We start from the raw sequence: 25,906 nt of genomic DNA, 5'->3' as shown, positions 1-25,906 counted from the left end.
CGCCCGGCCCTAGCGCGGAAGCCGCGCCTCGTTGCCCCGCTTGAGCCCCTTGAGCAGCTCGAGCCGGTCCAGCGCCTCGGCCCCCATGCGACTCGCCACCGCCACGACGAGCGCATCGATCAGTGCGACCGCGCTCGCCATGGAGTGATACCCGCGCGGCTCGCCCCGGTACGCCACGAGCTCGACGTCCGCGCCCGACCCGCGCAGGCGTCGGCCGGTGAGCAGGATCGACCGCCCCGAGACGCGGCGAAGGTACGCGAGCGCCACCTCGACCTCCGCCGGGACGCGCTCGAAGCCAAAGGCGAGAAGGACGGTCCCGGCATCGGCGCGCACGAGCCCCTCCATGACGTCGGAGCCCGCCTCCAGCACGAGTGCCTCCTTCCCGAAGCGCGCAAGCCGGAACCGGAGGAGCTCGGCAAACGAGCGCGCGGCCCCCTTGCCGAGGAGCAGCACGCGCGAGGCCCCCGCGAGGGCGTCGGCCGCCCTGCCGAACGCCTCCTCGTCGAGCGTCTCCGCGGTACGCCCGATGTTCTCCCGCTGCTCCGCCAGGAAGGCGCGCGGCGACCCTACCCCCTCGATGCTCGCCTGGATCTTCTCGGCCGGCCCGAGCGTCGCGGACGCCACCGCCGCCTTGAGCTCCTTGAAGTCCCGGAAGCCCGCATGCCGCGCGAACCGCGAGACCGTGGCGTCAGAGATCTTGAGGCGCGCCGAGACCTGCTGGATGGACATGACGAGAAACTCGGCGGGCCGCGTCGAGACAAAGTCCATGATGAGGTGCTCCGCCTCGGTGTAGCTCACGTCCCGGCGAAAGAGGGATTCCGACGCCATCATGCCTCCCTAGAGCGCCTGGCCGGCGAGGATCGTGGCCACGTAGTCGCCGCCGAGGCGGTCGATCTCCTTGAGGGCGCGCTTGAGGTAGCCGGCCGTCTTCACGCGAAACGCCGCGTCCTCGGCGACCACGATCTCATACTCCCCCGCCTCGACCTGGGCGAAGAGGTCGTCGAAGGTCGTGCAGCGCCGCGCCATGCGGGTGACCACGCAGCCGTACTGGAAGGCCTGATGCGTGTCGCTGCCCGAGATCACGGGGATGCCCAGGCGCTCGCCGAGCGCACGCGTGAGGCGCTCCGAGCGCTCGCGGTCGCGCGCGAGGTCCTTGCCGTTGAGGTCGAGGAAGTCGAACCTGGAGAGCTGCTCGTCGGAGAGCTCCGGCAGATGGCCCGGCGCGCGGAAGGGATGCCCGGCGCCAAAGCGCAGGCCGCGACGGTGCACCTCGTCGGCCAGCTCGTCAAAGGGCAGGAAGCGCCCCTTGGCCTTGTGCGGCTCAAGCCAGGCGTTGAGGTCGAGGATCTCCTCCATGGGCCCGAGGGCGAGCGTATGGCCGCCCTCGGCCACGTCGATCTCCATCCCCGGGAAGACGAGCAGCCCGTTCACGTCGTAGGCATCCCCAATCCGGGCGAAGCGACGGGCGACGTCGGCGTAGACGTCGTGAAAGCCCTGCGTGTTGAAGTGCTCCGTGAGGCACAGCGCGTCGAGTCCCGCGCTTATCGCCTCGCTGAAGGGCCAGTCGGTGTAGTCGGGCGAGAAGGCCGGGTACTTGGCCAGCTTGCCGTGCGTGTGAAAGTCGATGTCCATCTAGAGTCCCACAATCCCTGAAATGACGAAGCACATGACGACCCAGGAGGCGCAGATCGCCACGAAGGCGGCCTCGCGCCTGCCCGCGCGCAGCGAGGAGAGCTTGATCTTGAGCACCTTGAGGTTGGTGGACGCGTAGCGGTACCCCTTGAGCTCGAGGGCCTCCACGGTGGTGCGCGAGCGCTTGGCCGTGTTGAGCATGAGCGGATAGAACGACTGAACGATGATTTTGACCTGGTAGACGACCCAGCGGAGCTTGCCCGCGAGGGTGTCGTGCGCCGGGGCGCGCCCGCGCAGGCGATACGACAGCAGGATGTTCTGCAGCTCCTCCATGAGGATCGGCAGCACGCGATACGCAAACGCGATCGAGAAGGACAGGCGCTCGGGCACGCCGAACCACAGAAGGCCGTTGGAGAGCCTGTCCGGGTCGAGCCCCGAGAAGACCGTGATGCTCGCGAGCGAGCACGTGGCCACCTTGAGCGTCAGCACGAGCAGCGAGAGGAGCGTGTCCATGTTGCCCTCGAAGAAGAGCGACACGACGAACGTGTAGCCGGTCTGCGAGAGGACGCCGAGCGCAAAGACGAAGAGCACGAGCGGCGCCACGCGGGCCACGCGCGTGATAACCACCGTCAGGGCGAAGAGCCCGAGCAGCACGACGACGTCGTTCAGAAACCACGGCACGACGCCGAAGAAGAGGTACCTCAGCAGGAGCACGCGCGGGTCGAGCGCCGCTATGGGCGTGTCGTCGTTGCCGTAGGCGTTCTTGAGCACCTGGTCGCGCAGAAAATCGATAGAGACCTTGTCCAGGACGCTCTCGGAGATCTTCTCGATCATGCGCGCCCTCCCTCCTTCGCGTCCTTCTCGCCCTGTGCGGCCTCCCATGCGGGGAAGCAGGCGAGAAACTCGTCGAGCGTGTAGCAGGCGGCGCGGCAGTCGAGGGCGCGGCCCATCTGGAAGATCTCCGGCGGGCAGATGCCCGAGCGGGCGACCGCGTCCTCGTCCATGAAGACCTCGTCGGGCGCCGCGTCGCCGATGACCTCGCCTCCCGTGAGCACGATGACGCGCTCGGCGAACTGGCAGACGAGCTGCATGTCATGCGTGGCGATGACCACGGTGTCCGTGACGCCGCGAAGGTCGGAGACGAGCCTGGTGATCTCCTGGCGCGTGCCGATGTCGAGGTTGGCCGTCGGCTCGTCGAGCAGCAGGATCGGCGGGTCGAGCGCGATGCCCACGGCAAGCGACGCGCGGCGCATCTGGCCGCCCGAGAGCAGGCGGCCGTCGCGGTCGGCAAACTCAGTGAGGCGGAAGCGCCTGAGCAGGGCCGCCGCCCGCTCGCCGGCATCGGCGACGCCGCGCGCCCGCATGGCAAACTCCACGTCCGCGCGTATCGAGTCCTTGATGAACATCTGCTCGGGGTTCTGGTAGACGAGGCTGATCTTGTCGGAGAGCTCGTCCGGGCCAAGGTCGCGCGTGCGGGCGCCCTCGAGCAGGACCTCGCCCGCCTGGGGCTTGACGAGGCCGCACATGAGCTTCATGAGGGTTGACTTGCCCGCGCCGTTGGCGCCCACGAGCGCGACCTTCTCCCCGCGCCGGATGTCCAGATTGAGGTCGCGGAACACCTGGCGGGGCGCACCCTTGACGCTGCGATAGCTCACGCCGACCCCGCGGAAGGAGACCGCCGGCTCCGCGGCTGATGCGGGGGCGTGCTCGCGCGTGCGCGCGACGAACGGGATGCCCCAGAGCGCGGTGGCGCCCTCGTCGACGGCGGTGGGAAGCGGCGTGTCCGCCGGAAGCGCGCCCACGCGCACGAGCTCGCGGGCGGCAAGGGCGATCTGTGGCGGGTGCACGTCGCTCGCGGCGAGGTCGTCGATGCGGCGCAGCGCCTCGTGCGCGGGGAGCTTCCAGGAGATGGCCCCGTTCGCCATGAGGGCGGCGGTCGTGCAGTACTCGGCGATGAATTCCGTGTGGTGCTCTATGACGATGACCGTCTTGCCGGCGGATTCCAGCGGCCATTGCACCACGACGAGAGGGGCGTGGTTCAATGGCCGCTGGAATCCGCCTTCGAGCCGTTGTCAGATATGGGGTTATGGCGCTGGGCGAGAAGAACGACCTGCGGTTCTTCTCGCCCGCGTTTACGAATCGGGGGTTGTGGCACTGCCCTTTCTGCCATAGCCCCAAACTCGGCAACACCGGGAGGCGTCAGGCTGCCATAACCCCCATTTCCGCAACGCAGGCGAGCGGCCGGAATCGCCGAGAAGAACTCGTGGGCCCGGACACGGCAGACAGCAGGAGGCCCCGCCGACCAACGGGCCGGCGGGGCCTCCCCTCCTGCAGAGAGCGTCCTCTACGACAGGATCTCCTTGGACGCGGCCTCGAGCTTGGCGCGCACGGCCTCGGACTCGGCGCGCGTGGCGCCCTTGGAGAAGAGGTACGCCTTCACCTTGGGCTCGGTGCCGGACGGGCGGAAGATGACCTTGTTGTCGTCCTCGAGGCGGAACTCGATGACGTTGGCCGACGGCAGCACCTGCGCCGCCTCCTTCTGGAGACCCGAGACGCGCGGCATCTCGGGGCCGGTGGCGTAGTCGGTCATGCCGGTGACCTTGTAGCCGGCGATCTCCGCGGGCGGGTTCTCGCGCAGCCCGGTCATGATGGCGGCCATCTTGTCGGCGCCGGCCGCACCCGGGAAGGACGCGTTGACGGTGCCGTTGAGGTAGTAGCCGTACTTCTGGTAGAGGGCGTCCATGGCCTCGTAGAGGTCCATGCCGCGCTCGGCGTAGTAGCTGGCCATCTCGACGCAGAGCATCGTGGCGACGATGGCGTCCTTGTCGCGGGCGTGCGTGCCCACGAGGTAGCCGTAGGACTCCTCGAAGCCCATGAGGAAGCGGTCCTCCTCGCCCTCGTCCTTGAGCTGGTCGATCTGGTCGCCGATGTACTTGAAGCCGGTGAGCACGCGCCTCATCTCAAAGCCCCAGTCGCGCGCGAGCGCGTCGGGCATCGAGGAGGAGACGATCGTGGAGACGGCCACCTTGCGGCCCACGTCCTCGCCGCGGTCGCGCGCCATCGTGGCGAGCCAGTCCATGAGCAGGACGCCCATCTCGTTGCCGGAGAGCAGCACGTAGTCGCCGTCGTGCGGGATGGCGGTGCCCATGCGGTCGGCGTCCGGGTCGGTGGCCACGACGAGGTTGGGCTTGACCTCCTCGGCGAGCTTGAGGGCGAGCTCGAGGGCCTCGCGGAACTCGGGGTTGGGGTAGGTGCAGGTGGGGAAGTTGCCGTCCGGCTCCGCCTGCTCGGGCACCACGGAGACCTTCTCGACGCCGATCTCCTTGAGGATGCGCGTCACGAGCTCCATGCCGGTGCCGTTGAGCGGGGTGTAGACCACGGAGTAGTCGTCGGAGGCCTTGAAGCCCGGCACGGAGACCTTCTTGATGTTCTCGATGAAGGCGTCGAGGACCTCCTCGGGCGTCCACTCGATGAGGCCCTTCTCGATGCCCTCGTCAAAGTCCATGATCTTGACGTTGAACGGGTCGGCCTTGGCGATGTTGGCCGAGATCTCCGCCGCGGCCTCGTCCGTGATCTGGCCGCCGTTGTCGTTGTAGACCTTGTAGCCGTTGTAGGGCGCCGGGTTGTGGGAGGCCGTGAGCACGATGCCGGCGGAGGTCCCGAGGTGGCGCACCGCGAAGGACAGCGTGGGGACGGGCTCGATGCGCGGGTACACGTAGACGTGGACGCCGTTGGCGGCGAGCACGCCGGCGGCGACCTTCTGGAAGTCCTCGCCCTTGTTGCGCGAGTCGCGCGCGAGCGCGAGCGTGGGGTTCTCGTAGTGGGCGTTCAGGTAGTCGGCGACGCCCTGGGTGGCCTGCGCGACCACGTAGACGTTCATGCGGTTGGTGCCCACGCCGAGCGTGCCGCGCAGGCCGGCGGTGCCAAAGGCGAGGTCGCGATAGAAGGCGTCGAAGAGCTTGTCCTCGTTGCCGTCCTTGACGAGCTCGGCGAGCTCGGCCGCAAGGTCGGGATCGGTGACGTTGTCCTGCCAGGCCTTGACCGTGGCCTCGATGCTAGCGTCCATAGCGTGTTCCCCCATTTTCAATCGGGGCGCGAGCGTGCCCGCGCCTTACCCACACGTGCAGGTTGATTCTACTCGCGCGCGGGGCGCGTCTGCGCCTCGCGCGCGCAGACGGACGCCGCGCGGCGGCGGACGGAGCGGACGGCGGGGGCGCGGACGGAGCGGCGGGGCGCGGGCTCTTCTCGCCCGGGCGGCGCATCAAATCTGGCTGCGGCACCTTGGCTGCCTCAAGGCCCCAGGGGTCGAGAGCGCCAAGATGCCGCAGTCAGATTTGATGTTGCCCAACGGCCCCATCCTCGGGGCCGGCGCCCCTACGCCCGCTCCACCAGATAGGCGTGGTGCACCTTGCGGTTGCGCGCGAAGTCCTCCGGGATGGTCTCGGCCGTGATGTCCGCGAGCCTCACGCCCGCGCGCTCGAGCTTCTCCGTGTCCGGCTTGAAGCTGCGCAGGTTGCACGAGAAGATCGCCCGCCCGCCGCGCACGAGCAGGCGCGACACGCCGATGATCAGCTCCGCGTGGTCGCGCTGCACGTCAAAGGACGCGCGCCGCATGCGCGCGGAGTTGGAGAACGTGGGCACGTCGCAGAAGATGAGGTCCCAGCGGTTGCGCGTGTGGCGCTGCTCCGTCACCCACGCGAGCACGTCGGCCTGCACGAACTCGTGCTCCGACCCCGAGAAGCCGTTGCGGGCCATGTTGCGCCGCGCCCAGTCCAGGGAGGGGCGCGAGAGGTCCACGGTCGTGGTGTGCTTAGCGCCGCCGTCCGCGGCGTAGACCGTGGCGGTGCCCGTGTAGGCGAAGAGGTTGAGGAAACGCTTGGAGCCCTTGGCCTGCTTCATCATCTCGCGGATGCGCGCGCGGGTCTCCCGATGGTCCAGGAAGATGCCGCAGTCGTGGCGCGCGTCAAAGTTGACCTCGAAGGTGAGGCCGCCCTCGTCCACCAGGTGCGCGCCCGCCGGCAGCTCCACGCGCCCCGCCCGGCGAGAAGGGCGCCCGGGCCGCGGGCGCTCTGGGGTGCGCGCCTCGTCCGCGTACTGCGAGCCGCCGCGGGCGCGGGTCCGCACGCGCACGCTCACGTCCGCGGGCGCCACGCCGAGCGCGCGGGGCGCGATCGCGAGGACGTCGAGCAGGCGGCGATGGGCGAGCTCCGGGTCCACGCCGCGCGGGGCGGCGTACTCGGAGACCTGGAGCCAGCGGCCCGGGGTCTCGGAGCCCTCGTAGAGCTCGATCGCCACGGCGTAGTCCGGCAGGTCGGCGTCATAGACGCGGTAGCACGTCACGTCCTCGCGCCGCGCCCAGCGGGCGCGCAGCCGGGCGACCTTCGCGAGGCGGCGCGCGAACTGCTCCGAGGCGCTCACGAGCACGGGCACGCGCTCGCCGGCAACCTCGACGGTCACCGGCGCCGCGGCCTCGCCCGGCGCCTCGTAGACGCGGATGCTCGCGGCGTCCCGCCCGACGATCACCCCCGTCACGGAGGCGGGCTCGCGGGAGAGCGCCGCGTCGACCGCGGCGCCGCGCGAAAGCGTCACGACGGGCCTCCCCGAGAGCGTGGAGAGGTCGGCGAGCGCCGCGGCCTCCGTCGCGAGGGCCGTCTCGGCCACCCACGAGAGGTCGCAGGTCACGAGCGCCTCCCCCGCGCCCGCGGCGTCGGCAGGCGAGCAGAACGCGGGCTCGACGGGAAGGCCGGCGGCGCGGAGGGCCTGGCGGCACGCCGCGGCCGCGCCCGGGCGGGCGTCCGACACCATGAGCGAGCAGGCGTTCTTCTCGCCAGCCTCCGCGCGGGCGTCCGCCTCGTCGAGCAGGCCCCGCCAGGCGGCGGCGTCATGCCCCGCCCAGCCCGTAAAGCCCCAGCGGGCGCGCAGCAGGCCCGGCGCGCGGTCGAGCGCCGCCTGCGCCGCCTCAACGAGCACGCTCCCCTGCCCCGCCCAGAGCGCGATGAGCGCCGGCGCCCCGCGACGGACGAGGCGGCCCCACCCGCCCGCTGCGAGCAGCGCCGCGGCGTAGTCCGGGCGGAGGGGCGCCACGCGCGCGTCGGTCCGCACGTCGTAGCCGCGCCTGAAGAGGGGCTCGCCCGCCAGGTCGAGGGAGATGGTCGCCCGCTGGCCGCCCAGGCGGACGGAGACCGTGAGGTCCGGGCGCGCCGGGTCGGTCAGCGGGCGGGCACCCGTCGCGGAGAACACGCGGTCGACGATGGCGTCCTTGGCCCGGAGCGCGATGAACTGGGTGTTTCTCAGCGCGGCGTTGGTTCCGTGGGCGTCCACCGCAAAGGTGGCCCCGGGCGCGAGCTGGGCCTCCCACGCGACGGAGGACACGCCCTCGTAGAGCTCGTCGGCGTCACGCGCGCCCACGCGCGCGAGCACGAGCAGCACGCGCGAGGCGAGCCGCGACCACAGGCAGGCCCGATACGCGTCCTTGACCTCGCCGCCAAACGAGACCTGTCCTGCCAGGGGCCGCACCTGGGGGGTCCCCAGCTCAATCAGCTCGTCGGCCAGCAGGCGCTCGAAGCCCTTGGGGCACGTCGCCACAAACTCCATCGGGTCACCTTTCGCCCGTCGCCATCACATTCGCCCATTCTCCCATGAACGCGCCCCTCCCGCCGCGGCGGCGCGCGACCCACATCAAATCTGGCCGCGGGATTATGGCACTTTCCGGGCTCAAAGGGGGGTCCGAAAGTGCCAGAAATCCGCGGCCAGATCTGATGCACAGGGCGAGAAGAACCTCGGGCAGCACCGTTGACGGCCTACGCCAGAAGCCTCCGGACGTGCGCGGCGCGACCTTACGGCCTAGCGCTTCTCGTAGAACTCGTGCAGGTCGCGGCCCATCGCCTCGAGCGTGGGCTCGTCGACGTAGGCCATGTGGCCGCAGCCATAGAGGTGCCAGCTCACGCGGCTCTTGAGCGCGGGCGAGAGGAACTGGCAGCTCATGTCATGCACGACGTTCCACCACGTGGTGGCCGCGTCGTAGCGGCCGCCGAGGATGGCGAGCTTGAGCGTGGGGTTGCGCCGCATGGCGACGGCGATGTCAAGGGAGACGTTGGGCGTGGCGACCCTGCCCAGGCCCGGCTCCTCGTGGCCCCAGTCCCAGCCGGCGTTGACCTTCTCGTAGTTGTTGGAGAGGTAGCGCGCCGGGCCCTCGTAGCCCAGGTCGTCCGCGCAGAGGCGCCTGAACGCCCGCACCCAGGCGCCCTCGACGGCGTCGTCGGCCGGGTCCTCGCCGGCGAGCCACATGTCATAGGACTGCATCGGCGAGGGTGCGTCGCTCGAGAAGCGCGTGTCCAGCCGGCCGCAGACGCGGCCCTCGTCCGCGAGCAGGTGCGTGCGGAAGTCGAGCAGGTCGATGCGCAGGTGATGGGCGAGGATGTGCTCGGCGGGAAGGCCGATGAACGCCGCCATGCGCTCGGCCACGGCACGCTCCTCGGCCTCGCCCAGGCGGTCGCCGCGCAGGAGCGCCGGGGCGAGCTCCTTCTCGGTGAATTCCATCGCGCGGGAGAACCACTCGTCCTCGTCCACGCCCGCGCCCGCCCTGCCGAAGAACTGCGCCGTGGCGGCGAAGGTGGGCATCATGCCCAGGTAGTAGAGGTCGTCGCCCGGGTTGAGGAGCCCGGCGATGTTGAAGACCGCCGAGAGCATGACCACGCCCGTCAGCTGCACGCCGCGCTCGCCGAGCAGGCGCATGAGGACGGAGTTGCGCACGGTGCCGTAGGACTCGCCGAAGAGGTAGAGCGGGCTCGACCAGCGGCCGTTCTCCGTGAGCCACGCGCAGATGGCGCGCGCGAAGGCGTCGGCGTCTCCGTCCGTGCAGAAGAGCTTCTTGGGGTCGGCGTCCTCCGCGAGGACCGACCACCCGGTGCCGAGCGCGTCCAGGAAGACCACGTCGGACTCGGCGAGCAGCGTGTGCGGGTTGTCCTCCACCGGGGCGTCCGCGCGCAGGTGGGAGACGCCGTCTGTGGCCACGCGGCGCGGGCCGATGCCGCCCAGGTTGATGGGCACCGAGCTCGAGCCCGGCCCGCCGTTGTACGCGAAGGTCACCGGTCGGGACGCGTCCGGGCGCCCCTCGCCGTCCACCGCCACGTACGAGACCGAGAACATCCTGCCGAGAAGGACGCCCGCGTCGTCGCGCACCTCAAGATGCGCGGCCCGGGCCTCGTAGTCCAGGCTCCTCTCGCCGTCCGTCCAGGTGAGCCGCGCCGCGGCGGGCTCGGGCACGCCCGTCGCTCGCTCCGCCGGCACGCTCGCGTACACGCCTCGCACCGGGCCGGCGGCCTGGGTCGCAGCCTGGGCGGCACCCGCCTCGTTCTTCTCTTCCGCCATGTGCCTCATCTCCTCTGTCGTAGTCCAACGAGGCCATTCTAGCCCCCACGGCAAGCGTTACACTACTGGGAACGGCCGGGAGGCCGCGAAACGTAAACCCCGAGTTTGGAGTCACATGAACGCAAAGCGCAGTCCTTCCGACACCGCGGTCGCGGCTCGCCAGAGGACGAAGGGGGCCGGCATTCCCCTGTCGGCCGGCATGCTGCTCGTCACCCTCGGCGTCGTCTACGGCGACATCGGCACGAGCCCGATGTACACCCTGAAGGCGATCATCTCCGGCAACGGCGGCCTCGCCACCATGTCCGAGGACGTCGTCCTGGGCGCGCTCTCCCTCATCATCTGGACGCTCACCCTCATCACCACGGTCAAGTACGTGCTCGTGGCCATGAAGGCGGACAACCACAACGAGGGCGGCATCTTCGCGCTCTACAGCCTCGTCAAGCGCTGCGGGCGCTGGCTCATCATCCCCGCCATGATCGGCGGCGCGGCGCTTCTGGCCGACGGCATCCTCACCCCCGCCGTGACGGTCACCACCGCCATCGAGGGCCTGCGCACCGTTGACTTCTTCTATGACATCATCGGGGACAACCAGCACATCGTGGTCGCCGTGGTCATCTGCATCCTGTGCGTGCTCTTCTTCCTCCAGAAGGCGGGCACGTCCAAGATCGGCAAGGCCTTCGGCCCCATCATGACGCTCTGGTTCCTGTTCCTCGCCCTCGCCGGCCTGCCGCACATCTTCGAGAACTTCGGCGTGCTGCGCGCGCTCAACCCGCTGCGCGGCATCACGTTCCTCTTTGACGGCAACCTCAACGCCGCCGGCGTCATGGTCCTCGGCAACGTCTTCCTCTGCACCACCGGCGCCGAGGCCCTCTACTCCGACATGGGCCACGTGGGCAAGTCCAACATCTACGCCTCCTGGCCCTTCGTGAAGGTCTGCCTCATCCTCAACTACCTGGGCCAGGGCGCCTGGATCCTCGCGAGCAACGGCTCGGCCGAGCTCGCCGCCATCGAGGACCTCAACCCGTTCTTCCAGATGCTCCCCGAGAACTTCCGCGTCTTCGCGATCGTGCTCTCCACCTTCGCCGCGATCATCGCCTCGCAGGCGCTCATCACGGGGTCCTTCTCCATCGTCTCCGAGGCCGTGCGCCTCGACCTCATGCCGCACATGCGCATCAACTACCCGTCCGAGACCAAGGGCCAGATCTACATCCCCATGGTCAACAACGTCATGTGGATCGCCTGCATCTGCGTCGTGCTGCTCTTCCAGACCTCCGCGCACATGGAGGCCGCCTACGGCCTGGCCATCACCGTGACGATGCTCATGACCACGGTGCTGCTCTTCACGTACCTCTCGCGCATCCGCCATCAGGTGGCGCTTGCCGTGCCGTTTGCCATCTTCTTCGGCGCCATCGAGTTCATGTTCTTCTTCTCGAGCCTGACGAAGTTCTTCCACGGCGGCTACGTGACCGTCATCATTGCCGCCGCGATCTTCCTCGTCATGTACGTGTGGCGCCGCGGCACCGCCATCGAGCGCACGCAGACGGTCTATCTGCCTGTGGGCAAGTACCTCGACCAGATCTTCGACCTGAGCCACGACAGCGAGTACCCGCTTCTGGCCGACAACCTAGTCTTCCTCACCAACGACTCCTCGTTCGACAAGCTCGACCGCGACATCCTCTACTCGATCCTGGACAAGCAGCCCAAGCGCGCCCGCGCCTACTACTTCCTCAACGTCCAGGTGACCGACGAGCCCTTCACGCACGAGTACATCGTCGACGACTTTGGCACCGACTTCCTCTTCAAGGTGCAGCTGCGCCTGGGCTTCAAGGTCAACCAGCGCGTGAACACCTACCTCTACCAGATCGTGGCCAACCTCGTGGAGCGCGGCCAGCTCGCGCCGCAGAATCACAAGTACTCGATCTACCTCGAGCCGAGCGTGGTGGGCGACTTCAAGTTCTGCCTCATCCGCAAGACGATCTCCCCCGAGACCGAGATCTCCGGCATCAACCGCTGGTGCATCGAGCTCAAGTACTTCATCCGCAGCCTGTGCGGCTCCGCGGCGCGTTGGTACGGCCTCGAGAACTCGAGCCTCATCTTCGAGTACGTGCCGCTCTTCTCCAAGACCAAGCGCCAGCACAAGCTCACCCGCATCGAGCGCGACGAGCTCGGCCGCACCGGCCAGCAGCCCGCCCTCGTGCCCGACGCTGCCGAGGGCGACGAGGACGACGAGGACATCTTCTCCGTCCAGATGCGCAAGGACCGCGAGGCGGCCCAGGAGGAGGCCGAGAAGGCCCTCGTGGGCGGCGACACCGCGGTCTTCAAGCCGCTGCGCCTCGACGAGGAGGAGGACGAGGGCGAGGACGTGGAGTAGGCTCGCCCGCAGAGCGCCCGCGCGGCCGTCGCAGCCCTGCTGCGGCGGCCGCTTTTGTTGCGGGCGGACTTCTTCTCCCCCGGGCGGGGTGGCCTGCGTTAGGAAACCGCGGCCGTTGCGGGCGTGCGGTGGCCGCAGGTTAGAAAGCGGCGGCCATTGCAGGCGCGCTGCGCATCCGGGTTAGAGAATGGCGGCCGTTGCAGCGCGAAGTCGCGGATGCGCCGCAGAAAGGCCGCGCCCGTCGCGCGGCGAAGCACTTCTCGCCTGCAACGAGCGCGGCCTTCTAAGCAGGAAGCACCCCGAGCCCGCAACGAGCGCCATTCTCTAACGCACGTCGGGCAAAAGCGCGCATCGAGCCCGATTCTCTCTCAGCGCCCTACGCGCGCTCGTCGAGCGGCACGTACTCGCCCGAGTTGGGCATCACCGAGTTGTAGGCCGGGCGGATGATGCGCCCAGCGCCGTAGAGCTCCTCCATGCGGTGCGCGGCCCACCCGGCGAGGCGCGCCATCGCGAAGATGGGCGTGAAGAGGTCCTGCGGGATGCCGAGCATCGAGTAGACGAAGCCCGTATACATGTCGATGTTGGTGGAGATGGGCTTGGTGATGCCGCGGACGTCGCGCATGACCTGGGGACCCAGGCGCTCGATGCTGGCGATGAGGTCGAGCTTCTCCACCTGGCCCTTCTCCTCGGCGAGCCGGCGCGCGTAGCCGCGGATGATCTCCGCGCGCGGGTCGGTCTTGGTGTAGACCGCGTGCCCCAGGCCGTAGAGCAACCCGGCGCCGTCGAAGGCCTCCTTGTGCAGGATCTTGGCGAGGTAGTCCGCCACCTCGTCCTCGTTGGACCAATCGTGCACGTGGGCGGCAACGTCGTCGATCATGTCCCCGGCCTTGTAGTTGGCGCCGCCGTGCTTGGGGCCCTTGAGCGAGCCGATGGCCGCCGCGTAGGCCGAGTAGGCGTCGGTCCCGGAGGACGAGAGCACGCGCGTGGTGAACGTGGAGTTGTTGCCGCCGCCGTGCTCGGCGTGGAGGATCAGCATGACGTCGAGGAGCATCGCCTCCTCGTGGGAGAAGCCCTCGTCGCTGCGCAGAACGTCGAGCACCGTCTCCGCCATCGAGTAGCCCTCGCGCACGGGCGGCACCATGAGGCGCTCGTCGTTCTGCTCGGCCACGTGGGCGGCGTGCGCGACGGCCGCGGTGCGCGGCCAGCGGCCGAGGAGCGACAGCGCGACGTCGATCTCGTGCGTGGGCGAGGTGTCGTCCGGGTTGGGGTCGAAGGCATAGAGCAGAAGCGTCGCGCGCTGCAGGACGTTCATGATGTTGTGGCTGTACGTGGCGCGCGGGAAGAGGTGCAGGTAGCCCTCGGGCAGCTGCTTGCGCGAGTCGATGCGCGCGCGGAAGTCGTCGAGCTCGGCGCGGGTGGGCAGCGACCCCGTGATCAGCAGGTACGCGACCTCCTCGTAGCCAAAGCGGTCCTCGCGCTGAGCGGCCTCGACGAGGTCGCCCACACTGTAGCCGCGATAGATCAGGTCGCCGTCATCGGGCTCGATGCCGTGGTCAGTCCGGTTGTAGCCGTGCACGTTGGAGATCGTCGTGAGGCCCACGAGCACGCCCGAGCCGTCGGCGTTGCGCAGGCCGCGCTTGACGTCGTACTTCTCGTAGAGCTCGGCCGGCACCACGTCCACGGACTCGTAGCCGTGATAGAGTCGCTCGGAGTCGCGCGTGAGGGCCACGCCCGCGGACGGCATGGGATAGACGTCCGCCACGTGCTCGAAGGCGGACGTCTCGCGCGGGGTGAGGATGGGCCAGCCGGCCCCCTTGGGAATGCGAATCATGGGAAGACCTCTCTATCCGCGAGCCGGGGCCACGGGGGTCTCCCCTGGCTCAGCTGCCGTTACAGGCGGTACATGAACTTGAAGACCTCCTCGCGCTGGAGGTTGATCTGGACGCCGAGGCGCTCGGCCAGGGCGTCGAGGGTCGACTTGAGCTCGGAGAACTCGGCGCCCGCAAGGTCCACGAGCATCGTCATCGTGAACGTCCCCTGCAGGATCGTCTGCGAGATGTCCAGGATGTTGGCGCTGCGCTCGGAGAGCGCCCCCGCCACGGCCGCGACGATGCCCGGCCGGTCGCTGCCGAGCACGGTGATGATGGCGCGCCCGCCGACGGTCTGGTCGGCCGCGGTGCTGTCGGTCGTCATGTGTCCTCCTCGGAGACGTCGTTGAGTCATCCCATTGTAGAGGGGAGCTGCGAAGCCTCACAGCACCCACATGAGGTTGACCGCAAACGGAAACGCTCCGAGTCGGCGCCGGGCGAGAAGGACGGGCCCGTCGCCGGCGCGCCGCGCCCTAGTTCTGCGCGGCGACGTCCCCTCGCCCGTGCTCGAAGAGGGCCGCCACGTCCTCCGGCGCGCAGCCGAGCGCGACGGACATCTCCAGCCGGGAGCGCTCCTCCGCCTGCTTGAGGATGCGCTCGTAGGCCACGGGGGGCTTCTTGTTGCGCTGCGAGAGGTCCTCGATGCGCGCGCGGAAGGTCTTCACGATCCGCACCGAGTCGCGGCACGAGCCGTTGCGAATCTCGTTTCTGAAGTGCTCCTCCTCGAGCGATATGCTGCGCGCGGCAAACTCGTCGAGCTGCATGCGGGGATAGTCGTCGATGATCTGCTCCGCCTCGTCGCGCGTGAGCACGGGACGAAGGCGATCCTCGCTCGCCACGGGAAAGCTGATGTGCACGGGATGCCGCTGGCCGACGGGCAGCAGCTGGTAGAGCGCATTGGGACTCTCCGTCACATCCTTCACCTGACAGACGCCCTGACCGGGATGAACGATGTAGTCTCCAACGGCATACATATGCATGCTCCTTTCGTGTTCTTGGAAGTATAGCACGAAAAGATGCTTTTTTATACCGTTTGCGGAAACACTATTGCATTACCGCATATTCATCAGTAGATTAGTTAGGTTTTTACTCTCCGCTTACCGGAGGGTAACCGTTCTCCCGGGCACCCAAGAACAGCAGAGAGGGTGACAGGTTCTGGCCGAACGCGGCGCCTTTTGGGGCGTCGTCCGTCCAAAAGCTGTCACCCTCACGCTCCCGGAGCGGAAGCGGGCCCGCGCCGGCCGGGCGTCCCCGCCCCTAGTCCACCAGCGTGATCTTGGCGATCCTGGGCTGGTTCTCCGGGGCGACGGTCCCGTTGGAGTCCTCCACGGGCGTGTTCTCGCAGATGGCGTCGACGACCTCCATGCCCGAGGTCACGTTGCCGAAGGCGGCATACTGCCCGTCAAGGGAGTCAGAGGTCTCCTGCATGATGAAGAACTGGGAGCTCGCGGAGTCATAGTCGGACGAGCGCGCCATGGAGATCGTGCCGCGGACGTGCGGGATGTTGTTCTCCACCCCGTTGGCCGAGAACTCGCCCTTGATGGTCTCGTCCGAGCCGCCCGTGCCGTCGCCCGAGGGATCGCCCCCCTGGATCATGAAGCCCTCGATGATGCGGTGGAACGTGAGGCCGTCGTAGAATCCCTGCTCCACCAGGTGGCAGAAGTTGGAGACCGTGATGGGGGCCACGTTGGCGTTGAGGGCCACCTCGATGGTGCCGTAGCCCTCAACCTCGATCGTGGCGTGGTGGACGCCCGTCGCGTAGGGGTCGTCCGGGTCAACCTCGGGCGCGGCCGCGTCCTGGCCGGCGGCGTCTTCCTGCGTCGCGGCGGCATCCGACGCGGCGTCCGCGGCGGGCTCGCCCGAGGAGCAGCCGGGAAGCAGCACGAGCGCGCAGACCGCGAGCGCGGCGACAAGGGCGAGAAGGACGGGGGCACATCTTCTTGAGCGGGTCATGGCGGTTCAACCTTTCACGAGAGGGCGGGTCAGGCGCGCGCGGCGCGGCGGCGGAGCAGGGCGGAGGCCACGGACGAGAGCGCGGCGACGGCGACGGCGGGAAGCACCCACCCCAGCCCGACGTCCGCGAGGGGCAGCGCGTCGAGCGGAAGCGCGAGGTGGGGCGCGAGGGCGTCTCGCAGCGCCACGGCCGCGCTCAGCACCACGGTGACGCCGACCGTCCAGGGCCAGGACATCGGCACCGCGTCAAAGCGACGGCGGAGCAGCCCCATGGCCACGAGCACGATCGCGGGCGGGTAGAGCGCGCCGAGAAGCGTTGCGGAGAAGGAGATGATGGCATCGAGCCCGAGGTTGGAGACCACGCACGAGAACGCCGCGAAGGCGAGCGCGCACGCGCGATACGAGACGCAGGGGATCTCCTCGGCGAAGTACGAGCCGCAGCAGCTGATGAGGCCGATGCAGACGTTCAGGCAGGCGAGCAGGAAGATGGCCGCCACGATGACCGTCCCCGCGAGGCCAAAGCGCGCCGTGGCGGAGGCGGTGATCACGACCGCGCCGTTCGTGGCCGAGGGGAGCTCCGCGGAGAGCGCATAGCCCACCACGCAGAGGCCGCCGTAGACCGCCATCATGAGGGCGCCCGCGACCACGCCGGCGCCGCACACCGCCCGCGTGACGTCGCGGGGCGCGGTGAGGCCGAGGGCGCGGACGTTCGTCGCGATCACCAGCCCGAAGGTGAGCGAGGCGAGAAGGTCCATCGTCTGGTACCCCGTGAGGAAGCCCGCCACGGCCGGAGCACCGTCATAGGGGGCGACGGGCGCGGGGGCGGGGGCCATCCCGGGCAGCGAGGCCAGCGCCGAGACCACCACCACGACGATGAGCGCGATCAGCGCGGGCCCGGTGATGCGTCCGAGCAGGCGCGTCAGGCGCCCGGGGTGCAGCGCGAGGACGAAGGCGACGGCGAAGAACGCCACCGAGAACGCCAGGCGGGCGAGCTCGAGCGAAACGCCGGCGGGGAGCAGCGGGGCGAGCATCTCGAAGGCCGTCGACGCCGTGCGCGGGATGGCGAGGCAGGGCCCGATGGCGAGGTACACCAGGGCCACGAAGACCCGCGCGAAGACCGGGTGGACCCTCGTCGCGAGGTCGCGCAGGGTCCCGGAGAGCGCGACGACGACGATGCCGAGCACCGGCAGGCCCACGCCCGTGACGAAGAAGCCGAGGATCGCCGGGAGGCTCTCGGCTCCCGCCTGGACGCCGAGCAGCGGCGGCAGGATGAGGTTGCCGGCGCCGAAGAACATCGAGAAGAGCGTGACGCCCACGAACAGGGTCTGGCGCGGGGAGAGCGAGCGGGCGGGGCGCGCGGCCCCCTCGTTCTTCTTGCCCTCCGCGCCGCCGGACAGGGATGCCCCCTGCGAGCCCTGCGCCATTACTGCGCCGCCGTGCAGCAGGAGACGACCCACTCGACGAGGTTGGACGTCGCGGAGCCGGTCCGCTCGGCGAGGACGTGCCCCTGGCCCCAGACGGGGGTGTAGGAGACGTCCGCGACGCCGTCGTACTTGCGCAGCGCAAAGACGATGTTGGCGGCGGACCCGAGCGGCGCGTCGGTGTCGAAGAGGCCCTCGTTGACGCGCCAGTGCGGGGCGACGGACGCCTGGCCGTAGCCCGCGTAGTGGCCGCTCAGCCAGAAGAGCGGGTTCATCATGGCCACGCGCGCCGCCATGTCCGTCTCGAGCATGTCGACCTTCTCGAGGTCCTCCTCCCAGGCGGTCTCGTACTCGGGATCCCAGCCCTCGAGGGCGGCGTAGGCGTCGACGTTCTCCGCGACGAGCCCCGCGGCCACGGCGTCGAAGTGCAGGGTCGACTCCTCGCCGATGCCAAAGAGCTGGTTGGTGCGCGAGCTGCGGTTGGGCAGGTCAAACGGGCACGCGGGCGAGCTCGCCGGGCGCAGGTTGACCGAGAAGTCGCGCAGGCTCGCCACCGAGACGCTCTGCGAGCGGTGGTTGTAGTTGATCCACCAGCCGTCGTTGTTGAGGGCGGCAAAGTAGTTCTGCGCCGAGTCGTAGATCGTCGACTGGACCTGCGCCACGCCCGTGAGCGCAGACGCGGAGGCCGCGGGCGCGTCGGTGGGCTCGGACGCCCCCTCCGCCCCTGCTCCGGCCTCGGTCCCGGCCCCGGACTCCGCCTCGGAGTCCGTCGCGGCGCTCCCGTCCGCCGGGGCCTCGCCCGTGCCGTCCGCCGGGGCCTCGGTCTGCGGCGTCGGCGCGGCGGACTGCGCGGCCGCCTCGGAGGCGCGCGTGGCCACGAGGTTGGGGTCGCCGGGGAACGTGGGCTCCTCGAGCCGCTGCGGGGTGTAGGTGTAGGGGAAGGCCGTGTTCTGGACGAAGAACGTCGCCGCGTCGTCGATGGTGCCGAGAAGGGCGCTCGCGTAGGAGCCCATCGAGTAGACGCCGGTCTCCGTCTCGTCGAGCGTGAGCTGCTCGTCCTCGGCGGAGCGCAGGTCCATCTCGTTCACCCACGCGCCATAGGCGTCGGCGAGGTCCTGGGAGAGCGCGCGGGTCCAGGTGCCCTCCGCGCGCGTGTCTGCGCTCGCGTACTGGCCGGTCCCCCACTCGTAGGCGGCGTCCGCCACGTCGAAGGAGGTGAGCGGGCACCAGGAGGCGCTGCCCGCGATGGCATCCGAGACCGCCTTGCCCTCAGCGTCGTGCGTGACGGCCCCGATGGACTCGAGGTAGGGCGTGAACTCCGCCGCGTCGCCAGACGAGCCGAGCACGGCGCTCACGCCTCCGCCGGCGGAGAAGCCAAAGACAAAGATGCGGCTCGTGTCGCACGGAAGGGAGCCGGCGTTGTAGCGCAGGTAGCGGACTGCCGCCTTGAGGTCGACGACCGGCCACGGGGAGCCGCCCGGGAAGAGCTCGTCGGACCCGGAGGCGGTGTCATAGCCGGCGGAGCGGCCGCGGAAGCCCGCGTAGACGTAGATGCAGCCCGCTTCGAGATAGGGAGCGAGCCCGTCATAGCCGTACACCGTGGGGCTCATCTGGGCCGAGAGCGTGCCGGTGTTGATGGGCATGAGGACGGGCGCCGTGGCGGGGGTGAAGCTGCCCACGACGGCCTTCTCGTTCACGGTGCAGGCGTAGGTGTCGCCCTTCTTCTCGGCGGTGAAGTACGCGCCGGGGACGAAGACGGCCAGCGACTCGTAGGTCTCGGTCGCCGGAGAGAGGCAGTAGGTGAGACCAAGCTGGTAATAGACGTCATTGTCCTCGTCGTAGTGCCACTTCGAGGAGTCGATGGCGAGCGACTCGAACTTGGAGAGGTCGACGTCCGGGGTCTCGTCGCCGGGCTCCTCCGGGGCAGCGGGCTTGGACGGCTGCGCCTCGGGGGTGCAGGCGGCAAGGCCAACGGCGGCAGAGGCCGAGGCCAGCGCGAGAAACTCTCTTCTTGTACAGCCCATCGTTCCTCCCTTGTGCGCGGGCGTTCGTTCGCGGCTACTATTGTAAGCAACGGCCCGGACAGAACGGCCGCGCGACGCGGCGAACACCAATTCAGGACAGCCACGGCAGGGAGGCGTCATGTTCAACTTCAGGCGCAGGCAGGCGCAGACCGAGAAGGCCCCGGCAGCCCCGCTTCCGCAGGACGCCCGCAGGCTCCGCCTGCGCTTCGTGGGGCAGGTGCAGGGCGTGGGCTTCCGCTGGACCTCGATGGGCGTGGCCCGCGAGCTCTCCCTCACGGGCTGGGTGAGAAACGAGCGCGACGGCTCGGTCACGGCGGAGATCCAGGGGTCCGCCGCGCATGTGGGCGCGTTCTTCTCACGCATGCTCGAGGCGTACCGGCACTATCCCATCAGCTACACGGTCGAGGAGCGGGAGGACATCCCCCTCGTCCCGGAGGAGACCGAGTTCGAGGTGCGCTACTAGGTGCCCCCGCCGGTTCCGGCAGGCAGGCGGGCCTGAGGTCGCGATAGCAAAGCAGGTCGGAGACACATGGCCTCCGACCTGCGAAAGTTCTGGTGGCGGGGAAGGGAGTCGAACCCCTGACACGGGGATTTTCAGTCCCCTGCTCTACCAACTGAGCTACCCAGCCATTTGGTGCGGGAATTACTATACCAAACTCGCCCGGCATGTCAAAGACTTTTTTCGGAATCCTGCGCGGACGAGAAGGGATGACGAGAAGGACGGGCTACGCCGCCCTTCCGGCCCTCGCGGCCTCCTCCTTAGCGAAGCGCTCCATGATGGCGCGCTCGGCGTCCCCCGCATAGCCGGGCTGGTCACCTCGACCGGCACGGTAGGAAAATTCGAACTCGGCCTCCATCCGCCAGAGCTCTTGGTCCTCCGGCGACATCTTTGCGAGAATCTCGGAATACTCGTTTCGATCATCATCCCCTCGGTATAGCTCATGGAACCTGTGCTTAACGACAGCGTAGATGCTCAACTCGCACCCCCAGACTCTCCTCGTAGCCCCTAAGCAAGTCGAACTCGCTCCCACCACGCAGCTGTGAGAGCAGCCGGATTGTGTCGTCATCGACAGTATACCCGGGCGCCGGGTCGCCAACGACCCGGAAGACGTACAGGCTCCCGTCGTGACATGCGATGACGCCACGGCGAGCGCGGTGTGCGACGAGGCTTTTTATGTCCGCGGCGGACGGCGGCATGCTATCGGGGTGATTGTGGACGATGGCGATCGCAGCCCCGCCCTCCACGGCAGATGAGATCGACGTCGCCAGCCCCTCTGTGAGCTCGACGCGCTTGGGCGCCCGCGCGTTCACGACGCTGCCAATGAGCGAACCGTCCCGCATGTCATAGACGTAGAGGTCCTCGTAGGGCGTGCCGCTTCGATGGCGGAGCATGCGCACGATCCCCTCGTAAATCGCCTCTGCGGCCGCCTCGCCCACGGCCCCTCTCACGAGCGCCCGGCACGACTTGCCGCGGACTCGCTCGAGGTCGACCCTCCTCTGCGCCGCATCGCCTTGCCACGGCGCCTCGAGCACCATGCCCTACGAGGCCTCGGGGCCGGTCATGACGAGGCGGCACCCGCAGAGGTCTATCTCGTCGCCATAGGGCACGATGACGCGTGCGGCCACGTCCCTCCCCCGATAGGTGGCGGGGTTCTTCGAGCCCAGGTCCTCGACCTCCATGCCGTCCGGGGTCGGTACCATGCTCAGGTGGCGCCGCGAGACGGCGAGCGAGTGGAGGACCACGTCGTTCGACGGGTCCCTCCCCACGCGGACGCCTCCCTCGGGCACGGGCGCCCAGAGGTCGACCGACGCCGTACGGACGACGATCCCGACCTCATCCCCCCTCCGCCGGGCAAGCGCCGTGGCGGCCGAGAGGTCCTCCGTGTCGCCCTCCCGCACGTCGGGCGCAGACGCTGCGGGAGCCGAAGACGGGAGCACGGGGGCCGGGCGCCCCACGTCCCGCATGAAGTCATAGAGGCACCCGTAGCAGATGCCCATGTCCGCATAGAGCTCCGCCCCGCAGCGAGGGCACCGCTTGGTCTTGTAGCTCCCTCGCGCGCTTCTGGTCATCCCCATCTCTCCTCCTTCGTCACATGGCGGGGGAGACGGCGAGCGAGACGACCCACAGGTGCTCCCCCTCCTCGATCCACTCCCCCTCGCCCGCCGGCCGCTCGACCGTGCACTCCGCCGCGGGGTGCGAGAGGAACGTCCCCGGAGCCACCCCGCGTCGGACCTCGAGGACCTCGCCGCGCTCCCCCACGAACGCCACGTCGAGCGCATAGCGCATGCCGAGCGTGTGGACGGACCCGCATCTCAGGAGCAGGACCGGCATGGCGTCCTCGCCCGTCCCGAGCAGCCCGCGCAGCCGCTCCGCCCACGTTGAGAGCACCCTGAGCTCGTGGCGAAGCCACGGTCGCTCGTCGGAGCACACCCTCACGACGCCCATCAGACCACCACGCCGGGCCGGTAGCGGTCGACCACGAGCTCGCGATCGTGCCGAAGGGCAAGAGGGGCCTCGTACGTCACCCCAGGCATCCTCAGCAGCCGGGGCCACGGGCGATAGATCAGCGTGCAGGTGTAGCGCGTGAGCAGCGGCGAGATGGCGAGGGACGTGGGCTCGTCCCCGCCGGAGACCGCCTGGGCGCTCACCTCGACCTCGCAGGCGCCCTCCCTTCCGAGCGCCTGCTCGAGCGCGGACTCGACCTGCGCGACGGCCGCCGCCTGCGTCTGCTCGCCCGCGGGAGAGATCCCATGAGCCACGACGGCGTCGAGCGCGGCCTGGTCGAACGCGGCGCATGCCTCGACAAACCACATGAGGTTGAGCACGATCAGCGCCACGACGATGGTCACGGGCACCATGACCGCAAGCTCCACGGTCATCTGGCCGCCCTCCCCCGCGCCCGCGCGGGCCCCCTCGGGCCTCATGACCCGCCTCCCAGCTCCGAGAGATTGATGGTGAGCGGAATGGAGAGGTCGGTCCCCGGGACGGGAATCTCCGCCACGGTGAACCTGTCCCCGCCCACCTCGTCCACGAGCCAGAGGCCCGCCGCGCGGGCGAGGTCGAAGGCGGAGCCGGAATCGGGCAGGGCGTTGACGAGCGAGCGCACCGTCGAGAGGCTCTCGAGGCCCGCCTGGTCGAGCACGTCCTGCGTGTTGGTGAGCACCGGCTTTCTCAGGCGCATGTCAACGGGCTCGAAGCCCGCCGCGCGCAGCACCTGCTCGAGGCGCTCCCGCAGCCATGCCCCCACGCTCCCGCCGAGAACCCCGTCAAGGCCGTCGAGAAACTCCGCGCCCGCGTCCCCCACGCTCTGATATGCCGAGCCATAGCCGACGAGCAGGTCCCCCCAGAGCCCCATCACCCCGTCAAGCGCGCCGCCGAGGGCGGAGTCCCCCGCCCCAAGGGCGTCAAAGAAGCTCGAGAGCACGTTGTTCTCCGCCGTGGCCTCATCCGGCGCGAGCGTCGCCGCCGAGACCGCAACGCCGTCGGGCAGCTCCGTCGCCGAGAGAAACGACGCGGTCAGCTCCGAGGGGACGGTCGAGCCCGAGCGCGCCACCACGGCGACGCACCCCCACGCCCCGGGCGGACAGAGCGAGGGGCGCGAGACGGAGAGCTCCTCGAGGGCCTGCTCGAAGGCACCCTCCCCCTGCTCGGCGAGGTCCCTCAGCCGCGCCTGCGCCTCGGCCTCGTCCCAGCGCGCCGCCTCATAGTCCCACGAGGCCTCGACGATGATGCGCCAGTGATGCTCGAACCCGTTGGCGATGGAGGTCGACGCCGAGGCGACGCGCCCCATGTCCCCGATGTCCATCCGGCACTCATCGCATGTGGCCACCGCACCCGCCTCGGCATCCGCAAGAGAGGCGTTCCCGGAGCGTGCGCCCGTGGCGCCGGGGCAGAGCGTCGAGGAATGCAGCGTGCGCGCGCCCTCCTCCACGGTGCACGGCCAGGCGGGATCGGTGTAGAGCCTGGTCCCGCGCGTCTGGTCGGCATTCCTCGGTAGGCTTGGCAGGTCGACGCCCACCGTCCCGTCGCCATACTCCTCATAGGAGCCGGACCGCACCTCCTCGAGCGCGTACTCGTAGAACGCGCGGCGGCAGGCCGAGTCCGTGATCTCCTCCGCGCTCGAGCCGCCGACGTGGGCCGACGCCAGCCGCGCGGCGTAATAGGCGCGAGCGCGCAGGAGCGGGACCCCGAAGGTCCACCCGTCGACCGTCGGGTAGTCGGGGTTCTCGCCCGCGCCGAGTCCCGCAAGCGAGGCGGCCCGCTCCCGCAGGCAGTACGGCTCGGTGACGCAGTCCGCCTGCCACGCCCGCTCCCGGGCCGCATCGGCGCGACGCTGCGCCTCGTCGACCTCGTCGGAGACGCCCTGCATCTGATCGGAGAGCTCGAGCAGCCCAGTCTCGTCGACGTCGGCCTCGAGGGCCGAGAAGTCAGACCGCGACTCCGTGGGAAACGGAATCGCGCATCCCACGTACGAGACGCCGCCGGCCTCGTTCGCCTCGACGCACGATGCCGAGTTGGCCACGATGAGCAGCGGCAGCGTCGCCTCGAGCCGCTCGATCCCCTCCCCCGCGCTCGACGCGAACGACCTGCGCGCCTCCAGTATCCTGCCGCCCGCCGACGTGACCTCGGCCCCGATGGCGGAGAGCCCGGGCACGCACGAGACCACGAGCCCCGCGCCGAGCACGATGACGCCCGTGAGGCCCATGCTGAGCACGCACGCGTCGACCACCTGGACCACCGTCGAGAAGCCCGCCACCGCATTCTCCCCCGCAAGGGCGCAGGCGTCCGCGACGCGCTGCACCTCGGAGGAGCGGCCCGCCACCCACGTCGCGCCAGCGGCGCTGAACACGAGTGAGAGGCTCAGGACGAGGGCGACGGCGACCGCGACGGTCGTGAAGCCGCCTTCGTCGTCCCTGAAGAGCGAGAGGACGGTCGCGCCGCGCGGGCGCAGCTCATCCCCAGATGCCAACCCATTCGCCATAGCTTCCCCCAATCCAGCTCGCGCGCAGGTCGCAGTCCGCCTCCACCCGCACGAGCACCACATCCCCCTCCGCCGTCCCCAGGGCGGAGACGATCGCGCCCAGGAGCGGCAGGGGCCGCACGCGCCCCTCGATCGACACGCTCACGCGCCCCGCGTCATCTGGTCCCTCGGCGCTTACCTCCCAGGCGTCGGGCCCGCCCTCATGGAACATCGGCACCTCGGGGACGGCCGCAAGCCTCCTCAGGGCGTACGAGCGCACGTCCTCGGCAGACCCCCGGCCCGTCGCGACCACGCGGGCGAGCTCGTGGGCGGTCGCCGCCATCACCGACCTCGTGTAGAGAACGCACGCCGGCTGCACGAGCAGCGCGACGATCGTGAGCACCACGGGAATGAGCAGGGCCGCCTCGACGGTCGACTGGCCGCTCCTTGAGAACGCCGCGCCCATCTCAGAACGCCGCCACGTCTTTGAGGAGCGCCGCGGCCCCCTGCCCCGAGCCGTGTGACGCCGCGCCCGTGGCAAGCGCGAGCAGCCTCCCGTCGCGCGCCGCGTGCCAGACGAGCGCGAGGGCGGCGATCATCGCCATGAAGCCGAGAAGGACGAGCAGGTACTCGAGGGTCGACTGACCCGAGCGACCAGGCCCCATCACGTCCCGCCCGCGACGTCGCCCGCGTCCATGTGCCACGAGGTGACCGAGCACCCTCCGGAGGGCCCCTCGCGAACCACGCATATCTCCACCCATCCCCCTCCGCGCACGACGCATGCCCACGCCCTCCCCGAAAGATCGATGTACCCGGCGTGGGCGAGGACGCAGTCGCCGCGCGCCTCATACCTCTCCAGCACGCCCGCGCCCTCGTCCACGACCGACCGACCGCTCTCGTATTCCGTCACCTCGGCCCCTGCCGGGACGGCCGCCCCCATGCCCGACGCCCCCTCGTCGACCCCCGGGGCGCCCACGCCCACGGCGTCGCCCTTTCCCGACGGGCCGCCCGCCCCTCCCCACAGCAGGGCCGTCGCCACCAGCACGCACGCAAAGGCGACGAGGGCGAGGGCCTCGCCGAGACGAAGGCTCCTCACAGCGAGTTGATGCCGTTTGCGATGGCGTCCCACAGCTCCGCCACCCGGTCCCTGAACGCGATGATCGCAACGATGGCCAAAACGACGAGCACCCCCACCAGGATCGCGTACTCGGTCGTCCCCTGGCCCTCCTCGTCGCGCGCGAGCGCGCGCACGCGGGTGGCAACGCCTCTCATGAGCGCCTTCTCAGCCATGTCCTTCTCCTCTCTC

General features: G+C 69.6%; 25 protein-coding genes and 1 tRNA gene. 2 read left to right on the top strand and 24 right to left on the bottom strand.

The features are described from left to right. Positions 1–9: 9 nt before the first annotated feature. The 7 genes from H6A23_RS01375 to H6A23_RS01345 all read right to left on the bottom strand — a co-directional run bounded on the left by H6A23_RS01375 (position 10) and on the right by H6A23_RS01345 (position 10,002). Positions 10–828, bottom strand: coding sequence for a MurR/RpiR family transcriptional regulator (locus H6A23_RS01375; protein ID WP_204830402.1), 819 nt, complete (start codon positions 826–828; stop codon positions 10–12). A 9-nt stretch (positions 829–837) separates the two neighbouring features. After that, positions 838–1,632, bottom strand: a complete 795-nt coding sequence (locus H6A23_RS01370; protein ID WP_204830401.1) for a PHP domain-containing protein — start codon at positions 1,630–1,632, stop codon at positions 838–840. After that, entirely contained in the window at positions 1,633–2,466 is an 834-nt protein-coding gene (locus tag H6A23_RS01365) for an energy-coupling factor transporter transmembrane component T family protein (RefSeq protein WP_204830400.1), read from the bottom strand. After that, the gene (locus H6A23_RS01360) at positions 2,463–3,674 is read right to left on the bottom strand and encodes an energy-coupling factor ABC transporter ATP-binding protein (RefSeq protein ID WP_204830399.1); all 1,212 of its coding nucleotides are present in this window, start codon (positions 3,672–3,674) and stop codon (positions 2,463–2,465) included. The genes H6A23_RS01365 and H6A23_RS01360 overlap by 4 nt, the downstream gene beginning before the upstream one ends. Positions 3,675–3,976: 302 nt before the next feature. Further along, complete coding sequence (locus H6A23_RS01355) at positions 3,977–5,698, bottom strand: phospho-sugar mutase (RefSeq protein WP_204830398.1); 1,722 nt, start codon at positions 5,696–5,698, stop codon at positions 3,977–3,979. Positions 5,699–6,006: 308 nt separating this feature from the next. After that, positions 6,007–8,226, bottom strand: a complete 2,220-nt coding sequence (locus H6A23_RS01350) for a class I SAM-dependent methyltransferase (protein WP_204830397.1) — start codon at positions 8,224–8,226, stop codon at positions 6,007–6,009. A gap of 249 nt (positions 8,227–8,475) precedes the next feature. Beyond that, positions 8,476–10,002: a S10 family peptidase gene (locus tag H6A23_RS01345; RefSeq protein WP_204830396.1), complete on the bottom strand. Its 1,527-nt coding sequence runs from the start codon at positions 10,000–10,002 to the stop codon at positions 8,476–8,478. Positions 10,003–10,117: 115 nt separating this feature from the next. Between H6A23_RS01345 and H6A23_RS01340 the strand changes: the two genes are divergently transcribed. Further along, on the top strand, positions 10,118–12,373 hold the full coding sequence (locus tag H6A23_RS01340) for a KUP/HAK/KT family potassium transporter (RefSeq protein ID WP_204830395.1): 2,256 nt from the start codon (positions 10,118–10,120) through the stop codon (positions 12,371–12,373). A gap of 376 nt (positions 12,374–12,749) precedes the next feature. Here H6A23_RS01340 and H6A23_RS01335 read toward each other — a convergent pair whose 3' ends face one another. The 6 genes from H6A23_RS01335 to H6A23_RS01310 all read right to left on the bottom strand — a co-directional run bounded on the left by H6A23_RS01335 (position 12,750) and on the right by H6A23_RS01310 (position 19,639). Continuing rightward, positions 12,750–14,204, bottom strand: coding sequence for a citrate synthase (locus H6A23_RS01335; protein ID WP_204830394.1), 1,455 nt, complete (start codon positions 14,202–14,204; stop codon positions 12,750–12,752). A 59-nt stretch (positions 14,205–14,263) separates the two neighbouring features. After that, positions 14,264–14,566, bottom strand: a complete 303-nt coding sequence (locus tag H6A23_RS01330) for an ACT domain-containing protein (RefSeq protein ID WP_204830393.1) — start codon at positions 14,564–14,566, stop codon at positions 14,264–14,266. A gap of 148 nt (positions 14,567–14,714) precedes the next feature. Further along, positions 14,715–15,215, bottom strand: a complete 501-nt coding sequence (locus H6A23_RS01325) for a CarD family transcriptional regulator (RefSeq protein WP_204830392.1) — start codon at positions 15,213–15,215, stop codon at positions 14,715–14,717. 283 nt (positions 15,216–15,498) lie between these two features. After that, positions 15,499–16,194, bottom strand: a complete 696-nt coding sequence (locus H6A23_RS01320) for a peptidylprolyl isomerase (RefSeq protein ID WP_204830391.1) — start codon at positions 16,192–16,194, stop codon at positions 15,499–15,501. Positions 16,195–16,223: 29 nt separating this feature from the next. Beyond that, positions 16,224–17,618: a branched-chain amino acid transport system II carrier protein gene (brnQ, locus tag H6A23_RS01315; protein WP_204830390.1), complete on the bottom strand. Its 1,395-nt coding sequence runs from the start codon at positions 17,616–17,618 to the stop codon at positions 16,224–16,226. Beyond that, positions 17,618–19,639, bottom strand: a complete 2,022-nt coding sequence (locus H6A23_RS01310; RefSeq protein WP_204830389.1) for a subtype A tannase — start codon at positions 19,637–19,639, stop codon at positions 17,618–17,620. Before H6A23_RS01310 ends, brnQ begins: the two co-directional genes overlap by 1 nt. 118 nt (positions 19,640–19,757) lie before the next feature. On the opposite strand from H6A23_RS01310, the gene H6A23_RS01305 reads away from it, so the two are divergent. After that, on the top strand, positions 19,758–20,102 hold the full coding sequence (locus H6A23_RS01305; protein ID WP_204830388.1) for an acylphosphatase: 345 nt from the start codon (positions 19,758–19,760) through the stop codon (positions 20,100–20,102). Between the two features lie 90 nt (positions 20,103–20,192). On the opposite strand, the gene H6A23_RS01300 is transcribed toward H6A23_RS01305, so the two are convergent. The 11 genes from H6A23_RS01300 to H6A23_RS01250 form a co-directional block, all read right to left on the bottom strand. Then, a tRNA-Phe gene (locus H6A23_RS01300) sits at positions 20,193–20,268 on the bottom strand. 96 nt (positions 20,269–20,364) lie between these two features. Continuing rightward, a complete protein-coding gene (locus H6A23_RS01295) occupies positions 20,365–20,616 on the bottom strand; it encodes a hypothetical protein (protein ID WP_204830387.1) in 252 nt (83 codons plus the stop codon). Further along, positions 20,594–21,175, bottom strand: coding sequence for a hypothetical protein (locus tag H6A23_RS01290; RefSeq protein WP_204830386.1), 582 nt, complete (start codon positions 21,173–21,175; stop codon positions 20,594–20,596). The genes H6A23_RS01295 and H6A23_RS01290 overlap by 23 nt, the downstream gene beginning before the upstream one ends. Before the next feature lie 3 nt (positions 21,176–21,178). Then, a complete protein-coding gene (locus H6A23_RS01285) occupies positions 21,179–21,715 on the bottom strand; it encodes an FHA domain-containing protein (RefSeq protein WP_204830385.1) in 537 nt (178 codons plus the stop codon). Positions 21,716–21,728: 13 nt separating this feature from the next. Continuing rightward, positions 21,729–22,085 carry a DUF192 domain-containing protein gene (locus H6A23_RS01280; RefSeq protein WP_204830384.1) on the bottom strand — a complete coding sequence of 119 codons (357 nt, stop codon included), beginning with the start codon at positions 22,083–22,085 and terminating at the stop codon, positions 21,729–21,731. Further along, the gene (locus tag H6A23_RS01275; protein WP_286165710.1) at positions 22,085–22,564 is read right to left on the bottom strand and encodes a hypothetical protein; all 480 of its coding nucleotides are present in this window, start codon (positions 22,562–22,564) and stop codon (positions 22,085–22,087) included. Before H6A23_RS01275 ends, H6A23_RS01280 begins: the two co-directional genes overlap by 1 nt. After that, positions 22,561–24,609, bottom strand: coding sequence for a hypothetical protein (locus H6A23_RS01270; protein WP_286165709.1), 2,049 nt, complete (start codon positions 24,607–24,609; stop codon positions 22,561–22,563). The genes H6A23_RS01275 and H6A23_RS01270 overlap by 4 nt, the downstream gene beginning before the upstream one ends. Further along, positions 24,593–25,066 (bottom strand): TadE/TadG family type IV pilus assembly protein, encoded by a 474-nt coding sequence (locus H6A23_RS01265; protein ID WP_204830382.1) that lies wholly within the window; start codon positions 25,064–25,066, stop codon positions 24,593–24,595. The genes H6A23_RS01270 and H6A23_RS01265 overlap by 17 nt, the downstream gene beginning before the upstream one ends. Position 25,067: 1 nt before the next feature. Continuing rightward, complete coding sequence (locus H6A23_RS01260) at positions 25,068–25,268, bottom strand: hypothetical protein (protein WP_204830381.1); 201 nt, start codon at positions 25,266–25,268, stop codon at positions 25,068–25,070. Further along, entirely contained in the window at positions 25,265–25,696 is a 432-nt protein-coding gene (locus tag H6A23_RS01255; RefSeq protein ID WP_204830380.1) for a hypothetical protein, read from the bottom strand. Before H6A23_RS01255 ends, H6A23_RS01260 begins: the two co-directional genes overlap by 4 nt. Beyond that, positions 25,693–25,872: a Flp family type IVb pilin gene (locus tag H6A23_RS01250; RefSeq protein WP_353652988.1), complete on the bottom strand. Its 180-nt coding sequence runs from the start codon at positions 25,870–25,872 to the stop codon at positions 25,693–25,695. Before H6A23_RS01250 ends, H6A23_RS01255 begins: the two co-directional genes overlap by 4 nt. Between the last annotated feature and the right edge of the window lie 34 nt (positions 25,873–25,906).

This window comes from Olsenella uli (genome assembly GCF_016900775.1).
Taxonomy (GTDB): domain Bacteria; phylum Actinomycetota; class Coriobacteriia; order Coriobacteriales; family Atopobiaceae; genus Thermophilibacter; species Thermophilibacter uli_A.
The sequence above is the reverse complement of the archived record's forward strand: the minus strand, read 5'-3'. Positions and strand labels throughout refer to the sequence as shown.

What these genes read in the sequence shown, in the direction of transcription:
- H6A23_RS01285 (WP_204830385.1), bottom strand. Translation starts at nt 21,715, where the DNA reads ATGGGGATGACCAGAAGCGCGCGAGGGAGCTACAAGACCAAGCGGTGC.
- H6A23_RS01325 (WP_204830392.1), bottom strand. Translation starts at nt 15,215, where the DNA reads ATGTATGCCGTTGGAGACTACATCGTTCATCCCGGTCAGGGCGTCTGT.
- H6A23_RS01375 (WP_204830402.1), bottom strand. Translation starts at nt 828, where the DNA reads ATGGCGTCGGAATCCCTCTTTCGCCGGGACGTGAGCTACACCGAGGCG.
- brnQ (WP_204830390.1), bottom strand. Translation starts at nt 17,618, where the DNA reads ATGGCGCAGGGCTCGCAGGGGGCATCCCTGTCCGGCGGCGCGGAGGGC.
- H6A23_RS01290 (WP_204830386.1), bottom strand. Translation starts at nt 21,175, where the DNA reads ATGGTGCTCGAGGCGCCGTGGCAAGGCGATGCGGCGCAGAGGAGGGTC.
- H6A23_RS01265 (WP_204830382.1), bottom strand. Translation starts at nt 25,066, where the DNA reads ATGGGCGCGGCGTTCTCAAGGAGCGGCCAGTCGACCGTCGAGGCGGCC.
- H6A23_RS01280 (WP_204830384.1), bottom strand. Translation starts at nt 22,085, where the DNA reads ATGGGCGTCGTGAGGGTGTGCTCCGACGAGCGACCGTGGCTTCGCCAC.
- H6A23_RS01345 (WP_204830396.1), bottom strand. Translation starts at nt 10,002, where the DNA reads ATGGCGGAAGAGAAGAACGAGGCGGGTGCCGCCCAGGCTGCGACCCAG.
- H6A23_RS01335 (WP_204830394.1), bottom strand. Translation starts at nt 14,204, where the DNA reads ATGATTCGCATTCCCAAGGGGGCCGGCTGGCCCATCCTCACCCCGCGC.
- H6A23_RS01250 (WP_353652988.1), bottom strand. Translation starts at nt 25,872, where the DNA reads ATGAGAGGCGTTGCCACCCGCGTGCGCGCGCTCGCGCGCGACGAGGAG.
- H6A23_RS01330 (WP_204830393.1), bottom strand. Translation starts at nt 14,566, where the DNA reads ATGACGACCGACAGCACCGCGGCCGACCAGACCGTCGGCGGGCGCGCC.
- H6A23_RS01340 (WP_204830395.1), top strand. Translation starts at nt 10,118, where the DNA reads ATGAACGCAAAGCGCAGTCCTTCCGACACCGCGGTCGCGGCTCGCCAG.
- H6A23_RS01365 (WP_204830400.1), bottom strand. Translation starts at nt 2,466, where the DNA reads ATGATCGAGAAGATCTCCGAGAGCGTCCTGGACAAGGTCTCTATCGAT.
- H6A23_RS01275 (WP_286165710.1), bottom strand. Translation starts at nt 22,564, where the DNA reads ATGAGGCCCGAGGGGGCCCGCGCGGGCGCGGGGGAGGGCGGCCAGATG.
- H6A23_RS01355 (WP_204830398.1), bottom strand. Translation starts at nt 5,698, where the DNA reads ATGGACGCTAGCATCGAGGCCACGGTCAAGGCCTGGCAGGACAACGTC.
- H6A23_RS01350 (WP_204830397.1), bottom strand. Translation starts at nt 8,226, where the DNA reads ATGGAGTTTGTGGCGACGTGCCCCAAGGGCTTCGAGCGCCTGCTGGCC.
- H6A23_RS01320 (WP_204830391.1), bottom strand. Translation starts at nt 16,194, where the DNA reads ATGACCCGCTCAAGAAGATGTGCCCCCGTCCTTCTCGCCCTTGTCGCC.
- H6A23_RS01370 (WP_204830401.1), bottom strand. Translation starts at nt 1,632, where the DNA reads ATGGACATCGACTTTCACACGCACGGCAAGCTGGCCAAGTACCCGGCC.
- H6A23_RS01310 (WP_204830389.1), bottom strand. Translation starts at nt 19,639, where the DNA reads ATGGGCTGTACAAGAAGAGAGTTTCTCGCGCTGGCCTCGGCCTCTGCC.
- H6A23_RS01305 (WP_204830388.1), top strand. Translation starts at nt 19,758, where the DNA reads ATGTTCAACTTCAGGCGCAGGCAGGCGCAGACCGAGAAGGCCCCGGCA.